The sequence below is a fragment of the Sphingomonas populi genome (assembly GCF_004208535.1).
Classification (GTDB): domain Bacteria; phylum Pseudomonadota; class Alphaproteobacteria; order Sphingomonadales; family Sphingomonadaceae; genus Sphingomonas; species Sphingomonas populi.
The window spans coordinates 17,972-27,258 of sequence record NZ_SGIS01000045.1 but is presented as its reverse complement, the minus strand read 5'-3'; the positions used below and the strand labels follow the sequence as shown (position 1 = coordinate 27,258).

Sequence of the window (9,287 nt, the reverse complement as noted above, 5' to 3'; positions counted from 1 at the left end):
GCGGCCGGGTTTTGTCGCGCAGCAACCCTTCCACGCCTTCCGCAGCATAGCGAGCTTGCCAGCGCCAGACCGCTGGTCGACTGGCACCGGTCCGGCGCGCAACCTCCAATACCGTCAGCCGCTCCGATGAGGCCAGCACGATCCTGGCGCGCTGGATATGCTTGAGCGAACCGTTTCGATCGGCGACCACCGACGCCAACCGCGCAGCATCTTCAGAGTTTACGATCACACATACGATCTGGGACATCCCGCCAGACTCGCACGAAACCAACCGATTGTGAATCACCCGATTGGGTCACTGCACTAGACTAACGCTTACACGTCGCCCGCATCGCCATGAGCCGCTCGATCAGTCTTCAACAAGCAAGCTGCCAAAGTAGCTCCAGGATTCATTCCATTAGCCATATTTCTAAGCGCGCCGCTCAAGCGCTACAACAACGCTCTAATGTCCTCAACTTGCTTTCTGAATTCGTGGAATGGCTCCAAATCACTTACTTGCAGGGTGGCGTACAATGCGAAACATCGCCCGATGTATTCCTCTAGCCCAATTGTTCGGTAATTCCCTGCAGAGCGAAATTCGTATCGGCCATGAACACCCACGGACTCACCAATCTCGGGATAAACGGCAAAGATGGCACTGTTGGCGAGATTGTCATGCGGGATCAGGTCGGATCGATAGGTCGGCAAGTCTTGGCATTCCAGCAACGCAGACGCCATATCGTACAGCGGTTGAATGCGTGGATGATTGTACGAATACATGAATGCCGTGGTACGCCCCCAATCGCGGAAGTAGGGACGAATGTTGAGGCCAGCTGCTTCGAACTCCGCCACCAGGCGATCCCTCTCTCCGGACCAGACGTCGAAATATCCGCACCGTTCGAAGAAGTGGCCATTGAAGTAGGCCAACGTGTCTGACGCGCTGATCCCTTGCAGATAGCAGGCGAACACGATTGCCGAATGGTAGTGGCTGATCGGTCCGCTGAGTGGTTTGGCGCGGTTAAAGATGTAGATCAGATCGGGGTGGTAGCCTCGGAAGGTGATGATCGGCAACTCGACATGCGTACTGATCCGATCGAGCCTGGCCTTGGGCACCTCCTGCCGGATGGCCGGGTAGATGAGCAGCCGGTCGAAGCTGCCCATCCGTAGCTTTACCCGCCAGGGCCGAGCCTTAAACTGCCCCGGATCAAGCGGCGTGATCACGATGTCTGGAGCTTGTGCCTGAAGACAGTTTGCCAGACCCACCGTCTGACAATTCGACATGACCAGCCAGCGTTCCACCAATGCTAACCCCTTGCCGTGTCCAGAATATTCTCGTCACAGATCACCGCGCGGCTCGCTGCGTGACCGTCAAACTGCGCCGGCGCCGGTGCCTCACGGCTGCTGCCATCCGTGGTGTAGTTGTGCATGAAGCAACGCATCGCATGGGCAACGCCCAAGCCATTCACCTCTCGGTAATCAGCATGATAATAGAGGCCACCGGCGGAGCTGTTCGTGATGATTTCGTAGGACGGAAAATAATCGACCCAATCGTGATCGCGGATCGCCATTTCCGCCGCGACGCGCAGGACGGACTTGCTGTAGGTGTTGGATGACAGAACCGAGCGATCCTCGTACGTTGCGATCAGCGGAATCGGCGATACGGTCAACAGAACCTTGGCCGCCGGGTTGACCATGTGGAACTTGGCCAGGAAGTCCCGCAGGGCGGCATAAGTCTCCTCGACGGAGAAGTTCACAAATTCGTGGTGGTTTGGATCGAACGCCCCGCCGACCACGCCCGGCGCGGCGGAGAACACGGTGCCGTTTGCGCGCGATCGCCACGCTTCGGTCAGCCCCAGCGTGAAGATGAACACGTCCGCTTGCTCGAACATGCGCCTGACACATTGGAGATGCCGGACGCGGTCCTGCTTCACGCAGTCGGGCGTGGCAAAGCCGCCCGGTTCGATCTGCTGGCGCAGCGGGTCGACATATCTGCCATCGGGCCGCTGCCACGCCTCCGACGAGGTGCTCCGCTCGCCGAAGGCTTCCTCAAACAGCTGCAACAGCTGCACCGTGGTGTAGATGTTGCCGAAACGAGCCGGGAACAGGCCATAGCCGGCAGCGGTCCGTTCGTCGGCGGATAGATCGGCCCGGTCCTCAGTCACGAGGTACTGGTACCCTGAGCGGCTGATCCGGCGGGAGATATGCTGGGCGAAGCAGCTGCCGGCCGTAGCGACCCATTCCTCTTTGCCCACGGTGAAACGCGGACGCGTCACCGGATCCACCAGATGGGCCTCCACAGCGGAGACCGACCGCTTCCAGAACTGGTAGGATGGCAGATCGCTATAAGGGTGCCGCAGCTCGGGATGATGCATGTTGACCCATCTTTGTGCCATTCTGGGCGATGATTTTGCGGGTGCTAAACCAATTGTCGTCGCCCCCACAAGGCCGAAACATGATCGCTTCATGTGGGCACCCTGATTTACCGCTCGAGTTTCCGGTGATTTTCTGATTCCATTGTGTCGGAGCGCGATAGAGGCAATGATGGCGAGCCTGATCAAGCTTGCCGGGTTGGACTGGCCGTTGCCGGCTTATACGACACTGTGCCGACGGCAGAAGACGTCGTTGATGGTCGAGCTTGGCGGGCGGTCCAGTTCACGCGGCCTGCGCCTTCTGGTTGACAGCACAAGAATTAAGATGACGGGTGAAGGTGAGTGGAAGACGCGCAAACATGGTGTTTCGTACCGCCGCAGTGGCGCAAGGTACATCTGGGGATCGACGCGGCAACGCTGGATATCGACCGTGATAATCTCCGACATGACCGCTCTCCCCAATGGATCGTTGCAGACCCACCTTGGCACATCAACGCCATCGAGGGGGGGGCGGTTACAACATCAAAGCCGCGCGATGCTGCCAAAAGCGCAGCGATGCTTCCAGACGGTTTCAACCCCTAGACGTCCAACTAGGCGAGATCCATGCTGAATCTCTTTCTAGGCCAACTTGCGCGCCAGGTTCATGAGCACCTCTGTGTTGATCACCGGCACACCAGTATCACGAGGCCAAAACGCTCCGGTATAGCCTGCGACGTAATGGCCAGTGAGCGGCCGCTGCAGTTCGTTATGTCGCGCCAGCATCGGTGGAATGGGATTATCTGGCGAAGGCTGAGTTACGATCGCACCTTCAACAAATATCCCGGCGGTGCATTCGTGGCTGAACAGAGTAGCTTCTGGGCTTAAGCGATCGGCAGCGACCATGAGGTCGCGTGACGAGACCTCGAGATCAACGTCCATCCACAGACACATGAGCTGAGGCGGCCGCCAGTCGCGGAAGGTGTCAGCGAAGAATCCCTTGTGGAACTCGACCGCCTCGATCGCTCCGAAGCGAGTCACATGGTCGGTTACTTCATCCAGGCTTCCGGCATATTGCCCAGCGTCGTAGCCTGATTTTTCCGACGGCGGCAGTCCTTCAAAGGAGTCGAAGATGTGCATCTTCAATCCGAGATGCGCGCACGCATAGCTCAGCATCGATGAACTATACCCCTTGAAGCAGCCAAACTCCGCGAAGTCACCGTCCACGCCCCAGGATTTAAGAACGTAGAGCTGGTGGATAATGGGGAACAGCTCCCGAATGGAGTTCGGCTTGCAGTGAAAGTCTGCCGCGCCCGATGAGGCCTTAGGGTTCGTCTGCGGGAAGTGCCGTTCCACGAAGCGGCAATGAGCCATCGTATCGGTGAGATAGCGGGCATAGTCGGCTATCGCGGGCAAGGCGTTGAGATCTGGCGTCGCCATGATCGCCAGCAGTCGATCAGCGAACCGCTGCTGACCGGCGGCGGTTGCAAGGTCCATGCAATCCTGGGGCCAGTATACAGCCACAGTGTCGATTACGTCGCGCGGAAAAGGACCGCGAATGCCGCTGGTCGACGGTTCAGCAAGGCTGCGAACAGCGAGAGGAGCCGCAATGTGCAAATTAGCCAAGGTTGCGCTGGGCCAAGGTCGAGCCGGGCGAGCGACGATCTTCACTTCCCCTACGAACGCACCTTTCAGAGTGTCAGACGGCAGGTCGATCGAAAATCCGCAGACTTCGCTTCCTCGTCGGCCGGGGAATGCTGCGGCGACATCAGGGCGATCGACCGAAGGAATGCAGCGCGCAACACAGGTATCGCCGAGCCAAGCCTCCACTTCCAGCTGCCCATGGCCAAGTGCCCATCCAATGATTCTACCGCCAGCGACCGCATCAATGCTGCCGCGCGGCGCAAGGCGGCCTCCCATTCGCGTGAGCACCGTCTGCTTGGATTTAATCACGTTCCCCCCTCGGTCGAAAGCTGTAGCCCAAATGGACGCAGTAAATCAGCCATTCCTTAATACGCGTTTGATGCTGCTAACGAAGCTTTTTCATTGCTCCAGGAGCTCGGCTCGAGAGCATCGAGCTAGAAGTATGAATCGGCGGGGTTTCGGATAGCTTAAAAATATGATTCACCCCGGTTTGGAGGTGGATCAGGGGGCGAGCCTATTCGAGTGACCTGCGGGAGCGCATATCGGCGCACGTGTCCAAGGGGCATTCCTGCTGGCGCGCGCCGCGCCACCATCCATCACCTTGCACCAAGCGCGTAGCATCAGTCCGTCAATTCGAGGGGAGATCGGAAGGGCCTTTGCCTTCCGCCAGAATCATGCGCAGGTAGCGGCCATAGTCCGATTTGCCCAGCCTGGCGATGGCTTGTTCCATCTGCGCCTCGTCGATGAAGCGTTGGCGGAAGGCAATCTCCTCGGGGCTGGCGATCTTAAAGCCCTGGCGCTTTTCCAAAATGCGCACGTATTCGGCCGCGTCCAGCAGGCTATCCGGGGTGCCGGTATCGAGCCAGGCGTATCCCCGGCCCATGATTTCAACTGACAGTTCACCGCGCTCCAGATAGACCCGGTTGACATCAGTGATCTCCAGTTCGCCGCGCGGGCTGGGCCTAAGGTTGGCGGCGATGTCCACCACCTGCTCGTCGTAGAAGTACAGGCCGGTGACTGCCCAGTTGGATTGCGGCCGTTCTGGCTTTTCCTCGATCGACATGGCCTTCATATCCTGATCGAACACGATGACGCCGTACCGGTCGGGATCGGTGACGTGGTAGGCGAAGACGCTGGCGCCCTGCTTGCGCGCACCGGCGCTCCCCAACAGCGCGGGCAGGCCGTGGCCGTAGTAGATGTTGTCGCCCAAGATCAGCGCCGACTGCTGCCCGGCCACGAAATCCGCGCCGATGACATAGGCCTGCGCCAGTCCGTCAGGGCTGGGCTGGACGGCATACTCGAAGCTCATGCCCCACTGCGAGCCGTCTCCCAGCAACGCCTGAAAAGCGGGGGTATCGCGCGGGGTGGAGATGATCAGAACCTCGCGGATGCCCGCCAGCATTAGAGTGCTGAGCGGGTAGTAGATCATCGGCTTGTCGTATACCGACATCAGTTGCTTGGACGTCGCCAGCGTCATCGGATAAAGCCGGGTGCCGCTGCCGCCGGCCAGGATGATGCCCTTCATGTATCGTCTTCCTCGTGTCGTTCGGTCAGGCCATATCGTCGTCAGGCCGCCGCAATCCGCAGGCGAGCCACCACGGTTTCCAGCGCGCCCTGCCATGCCGGCAGCGCGACGCCGTGGACCTGAGCGATCCGACTGCAATCGAGCCGCGAATTGGCGGGCCGGGCGGCGGGGGTGGGATAATCGGCGGTAGCGATGCGCGTCACTTTCGGCGCAGCGCCGCCGTGCGCGGCCGACGCGGCGAAGATGCCCTGCGCGAAGTCCGCCCAGCTGGCCTCTCCGGCAGCGGTCATGTGGAAGACGCCGCGCAAGGTCGGATCGGGATCAAGCGCTAGGTTGGCGGCTACCGCCAGGATACCATCGGCGATGTCGAGCGCGCTGGTGGGATTACCCACCTGATCCGCCACCACCGACACCACGTCGCGGCTCTCGCCCACGCGCAGCATGGTCTTGACGAAATTGCCGCCGAACGGGCTGTAGACCCAAGCCACCCGCAGGATCGCGCCGCCTTCGGCATAGGCCGCCAACACCGCCTCCTCGCCCGCCAGCTTGGACGCACCATACACGCCAGTCGGTCCAGTGGGATCGGTTTCCACGTAAGGACGATCTAGCGTCCCGTCGAACACATAGTCGGTTGAGATATGGACGAGCGGCACGCCCAGCGCCTTAGCCGCCTGCGCCACCGCCCCCGCGCCTGCGCCGTTGACGGCGTACGCGAGGTCCACCTCGGTTTCGGCCTTGTCCACCGCAGTATAGGCTGCGGCGGACACCACCGCATCGGGCGCGGCGGTCGCCAGTGCGCGCGTCACAGAGACAGGATTGGTCAAATCCAGCTCGGGCCGTCCCAGCGCGATTATTTCGTGCCCGGCAGCTTCCCCACGTTCCCGCAGACTGGTGACGACCTGCCCCGCTGTGCCCGTGACGGCGATCCTCATGCAGGAGTACCGGTGATGGGAGCTCCGGAAATTTTGGCGGCTGTCAGGCCAAGGCGCCGCCCGTCGTACTTTTCGCGCAGGGGCTGCCACCACCACTGGTTTTCCAGGTACCAGCGCACTGTCTTCTCGATGCCAGTGTCGAAAGTTTCGTGTGCCCGCCAGCCTAGTTCAGTCTCCAGCTTAGTGGCGTCTATCGCATAGCGCGCATCGTGGCCTGGACGGTCGGTGACGAACTCTATTAGGTTTTCACGCGGGGTGTCGCCGGAGATCAACTGGTCGAGCACGGCGCAGATGCGACGCACCACGTCGATGTTCTGCCGCTCGTTGCGGCCACCTACGTTGTAAGTCTCGCCCACGCGGCCCTTCTCAATGATGATGTCGAGCGCGCGGGCATGGTCGTCCACGAATAGCCAGTCGCGTACGTTGTCGCCCTTGCCGTAAACGGGCAGCCGCCTGCCCTCCATCGCGTTGAGGATCGTCAGCGGGATTAGCTTTTCGGGGAAGTGATATGGGCCGTAGTTATTCGAGCAGTTGGAGACCACCACCGGCAGCCCGTACGTACGTTCCCACGCTTTGGCCAGGTGATCCGACGCTGCCTTGGACGCCGAGTAGGGCGAGCTGGGATCATAGGGCGTGGTCTCTTCAAACAGGCCCTCGTCGCCCAGCGAACCGTAGACCTCGTCGGTGGAGACGTGGAGGAACCGGAAGGCCGACTTGGCATCGGCTTCCAGGCCGCTCCAGTAGCCCCGCGCGGCCTCCAGGAGGGTGAAGGTGCCCACGATGTTTGTCTGGATGAAATCCGCCGCCCCGGTAATGGAACGGTCAACATGGCTTTCGGCGGCGAGGTGCATGATCCGGTCAGGCGCGAAATCGGCGATGGCCACGTCCATCGCCGCGCGGTCACAGATGTCGGCCTTGACGAAGCGGTGATTTGCCTTGTCCTGGACGGCGCGCAGCGAGGCTTCGCACCCCGCATAAGTCAGCGCGTCAATGGTGAGAACATCGTAGCCCTTGTCGAGCACGAGATGGCGCACGAGCGCCGAGCCGATGAAGCCGGCACCCCCGGTAACGATTACGCGCATGGGGTCATTTGCTCCAGACGAAATATGCGGGAAGGTCGGCCAGGCGGGGCTGCGTGCGGTCCTTAGCCGAGAGGGTTTCAGGGTCGGCTGCGGCCGGCCACTCGATGCTGATGGCTGCATCGTCCCAGGCCAGGCCCTTGTCGCACGCAGCGTTGTAATAGCCGGTGACCTTGTAGCAGATGACGGTATCGGGTTCGAGCGAGCAGAACCCGTGTGCGAAGCCGGGCGGCACCCACAGTTGCTTGCCGTTAACGGGCGAGAGCGTTTCGCCGACCCACTGCCCGTAGGTCGGCGAGCCCTGCCGGATGTCCACCGCCACGTCGAACAGTGCGCCCGCAGTGCAGCGCACCAGCTTGCCTTGCGCATACGGCTCGCTCTGGAAATGGAGACCGCGAATGGTGCCGGGCCGGGCGCTGAACGATTCGTTGTCCTGCACGAACGGATGCTCCCCGCAGGTCCGCGCGAATAGGTCGGCCCGGAACGTCTCGGCAAAATAGCCGCGCTCGTCACCGATACGGCGGGGCGCAAGCAGCTTCACGCCGGAAATCGAATAGGAGGTTCTCTCCATGCTCTACCTTCCACGATAGTCCTGCCCCGCCACGCCGCGAACGCGGCGGCGGCGAGGCCAATTTTCAGTTTCTACTGTTCTGCACCGTCTGCACCGCGCTCGTGACCGTCAGGATCGGCGAGAACAACTGACTGATGAGCTGGACCATCTTACTGGGCTGGTTAGCCCTGGCATTGCCAAAATACAGGATGTCCTTGTCGTGCATCGCGAATTTCTGTGCCAGAAAGTACGAGCGCGTCTCCATCATGTTCAGATGATAGACCACCGGCTTGGGGTTGCCGTTTTCATCCGCGACATAGCGAAACACGAAGATTGCCGCCGGATCGCCCAGATTAGGGTTCGAACCACCGGCGCTGGCGACCGCTTCGGCCAAGGACATGGAGGATCGGGTAAAGGGCAGTTGATCGACACGCCCGGGCGCACCTAGGACGGAGAACGTGAGCGGGCTTTGAAGCAGCGTCAGCCGGTCACCGGGATAAGCCGTGATATCGGCAGAGGGATTGTCGAACAATTCGCTCAGGCGCATGTCGATCGTGTTCGAGCCGCGCGAGATGCGCAGGGCAATATCCTTCGTATTTCCACGTTGGCCGCCGGCCAGCGCGATTACGTCCGACACTTTTTCCCGATTGGTCTGAAGCACCAGGCGCCCCGGCCGGGCCACTTCGCCGCCGACGATGACGGAATTGGTGATGACCTGGGCAAGGCTCACCAGAATCTGCGGGTCTGCCGACACGCCCCGCAAGGCACGGCGGATTTGATCCTGCACTTCGGATGCGGTTTTGCCCATTACCCGCAGCTTGCCAGCATACGGCACTACAATGTCGCCGGAATCGTCGACTCGCGCAGGCGGCAGCGCCTGCGCCTTGACCGAAGGGTCGAACGCGCCAGACTTGCCGCCGGTCACCACTGCACCGCCACCGAAGAGCGTGACGCCGGCCTCGTAAATGGTGATCGAAAGCACATCGCCAGGCCCGATCATATCGGTGGGCGGCGGTGTGAATTCAGGGAAAACGGACTTAGTGGTGGAGGTGCCGGCCGGCATCGCGGAGGCATCCGAGACCTCGACGAGCTGGATGCCCACACCATCGGGTTGCACCAATGCCGCGCTGTCGCGAACATGTTTTCCCGTAGGGCCGCTCGACGGTAAGCTCGCGCAGGCCCCAAGAAGGCTGGACGCGACAAGCGTGAACAATATTTTGCGATGCATTTACT

Annotated in this window: 9 protein-coding genes and 1 pseudogene; 1 reads left to right on the top strand and 9 read right to left on the bottom strand. The window is 61.0% G+C overall.

Features of this window, described 5'->3' with window-relative positions; all coding sequences use genetic code 11:
- The 3 genes from EWE75_RS20645 to EWE75_RS20635 all read right to left on the bottom strand — a co-directional run.
- The coding region (locus tag EWE75_RS20645; protein WP_130159983.1) for a helix-turn-helix domain-containing protein at positions 1-247 on the bottom strand (247 nt) is incomplete at its 3' end.
- A gap of 182 nt (positions 248-429) precedes the next feature.
- Complete coding sequence (locus EWE75_RS20640; protein WP_130159982.1) at positions 430-1,278, bottom strand: WcbI family polysaccharide biosynthesis putative acetyltransferase; 849 nt, start codon at positions 1,276-1,278, stop codon at positions 430-432.
- A 5-nt stretch (positions 1,279-1,283) separates the two neighbouring features.
- Positions 1,284-2,351 (bottom strand): GSCFA domain-containing protein, encoded by a 1,068-nt coding sequence (locus EWE75_RS20635; protein ID WP_165388465.1) that lies wholly within the window; start codon positions 2,349-2,351, stop codon positions 1,284-1,286.
- Between the two features lie 130 nt (positions 2,352-2,481).
- Between EWE75_RS20635 and EWE75_RS25700 the strand changes: the two are divergent.
- A pseudogene (locus EWE75_RS25700) lies at positions 2,482-2,774 on the top strand (transposase); the annotation flags it as partial.
- A 192-nt stretch (positions 2,775-2,966) separates the two neighbouring features.
- On the opposite strand, the gene EWE75_RS20625 reads toward EWE75_RS25700, so the two are convergent.
- The 6 genes from EWE75_RS20625 to EWE75_RS20600 form a co-directional block, all read right to left on the bottom strand.
- Positions 2,967-4,277: a TylF/MycF/NovP-related O-methyltransferase gene (locus tag EWE75_RS20625; protein ID WP_130159980.1), complete on the bottom strand. Its 1,311-nt coding sequence runs from the start codon at positions 4,275-4,277 to the stop codon at positions 2,967-2,969.
- Between the two features lie 319 nt (positions 4,278-4,596).
- Positions 4,597-5,493 carry a glucose-1-phosphate thymidylyltransferase RfbA gene (rfbA, locus tag EWE75_RS20620; protein ID WP_130159979.1) on the bottom strand — a complete coding sequence of 299 codons (897 nt, stop codon included), beginning with the start codon at positions 5,491-5,493 and terminating at the stop codon, positions 4,597-4,599.
- 41 nt (positions 5,494-5,534) lie between these two features.
- Positions 5,535-6,425 (bottom strand): dTDP-4-dehydrorhamnose reductase, encoded by an 891-nt coding sequence (gene rfbD, locus EWE75_RS20615; RefSeq protein WP_130159978.1) that lies wholly within the window; start codon positions 6,423-6,425, stop codon positions 5,535-5,537.
- Positions 6,422-7,507 (bottom strand): dTDP-glucose 4,6-dehydratase, encoded by a 1,086-nt coding sequence (gene rfbB / locus EWE75_RS20610; protein ID WP_130159977.1) that lies wholly within the window; start codon positions 7,505-7,507, stop codon positions 6,422-6,424. Before rfbB ends, rfbD begins: the two co-directional genes overlap by 4 nt.
- Positions 7,508-7,511: 4 nt before the next feature.
- Positions 7,512-8,075 carry a dTDP-4-dehydrorhamnose 3,5-epimerase gene (gene rfbC / locus EWE75_RS20605; protein ID WP_130159976.1) on the bottom strand — a complete coding sequence of 188 codons (564 nt, stop codon included), beginning with the start codon at positions 8,073-8,075 and terminating at the stop codon, positions 7,512-7,514.
- A gap of 64 nt (positions 8,076-8,139) precedes the next feature.
- Positions 8,140-9,282: a polysaccharide biosynthesis/export family protein gene (locus tag EWE75_RS20600; protein WP_130159975.1), complete on the bottom strand. Its 1,143-nt coding sequence runs from the start codon at positions 9,280-9,282 to the stop codon at positions 8,140-8,142.
- Positions 9,283-9,287 lie beyond the last annotated feature (5 nt).